Annotated in this window: 2 protein-coding genes; one reads left to right on the forward strand and one right to left on the reverse strand. The window is 68.9% G+C overall.

Features of this window, described 5'->3' with window-relative positions:
• On the reverse strand, nt 1–434 hold a 434-nt coding region (locus tag OOT08_RS08355), incomplete at its 3' end, for a PLDc N-terminal domain-containing protein (RefSeq protein ID WP_325092171.1).
• A gap of 51 nt (nt 435–485) precedes the next feature.
• Here OOT08_RS08355 and OOT08_RS08360 point away from each other — a divergent pair.
• The coding region (locus OOT08_RS08360) for a DUF4229 domain-containing protein (protein ID WP_325092173.1) at nt 486–769 on the forward strand (284 nt) is incomplete at its 3' end.

Genomic DNA, 769 nt, shown 5'->3' on the forward strand with positions numbered 1-769 from the left:
GGGGCCTCGGTCGAGGCCTCGGGGGCCGCGGCGTCCGCGGGCCCGCCGCCGGTCTCCGCGCGCGGGGCCTCGGGGGCGCTGGGGGCGTCGGTGGCCGCGCGCTGGGGCTCGCCAGGGAAGGTCTCCTCGTCGAGGGCGGCGAGCTGCTGCTCCAGGTCGCGGAGGGTGCGATCGACGTCGCGCTGGGACAGCGTGTTGCCCGTGAAGCGGGGGTCATCGTCCGGGGCGAGCTGCGCACCCTCCGGCTGGGGCTGACCCCGGCCGATCAGGAACCAGAGGATCCCACCGATCACCGGGAGCACCACGATGATGACGACCCAGATCGGCTTGGCCACGCCGCGGGCTCGCCGCGGGTCGCTCATCGCCGCGTCCACGAGCGAATAGAGCGTGAACGCCACGCCAACAACAACCCCGATAATAATTAAGCGCGCCATGACCCCATGCTACCGGGCAAGGCTCAGCATCGGCTCAGTAGACTGATCGCTATGAGTGCAGGGAAAAATTGGGCCGTCTATTCGATCCTTCGGGTGCTGTTCTTCTTGGTCCCCTTTGGGCTGATCCTGTGGCTGACCCTGTCGATGGGGCTGATGCCGGTGATCGCCGGGTCGATCGCCGCGCTGCTCGCCGCCGCCATCGGGCTGGCCCTCTCGGTGCTCTTCCTGAGCAAGCAGCGCAGTGAGGCCTCCGCGAGCATCGTGGCCTGGCAGCAGAAGAAGCGCACGGCCGATGACATCGTCGAGGACGAAGCCGTCGAGCAGCTCGATCGTGG

The sequence above is a fragment of the Leucobacter sp. M11 genome (genome assembly GCF_035726885.1).
Classification (GTDB): domain Bacteria; phylum Actinomycetota; class Actinomycetes; order Actinomycetales; family Microbacteriaceae; genus JAPFRB01.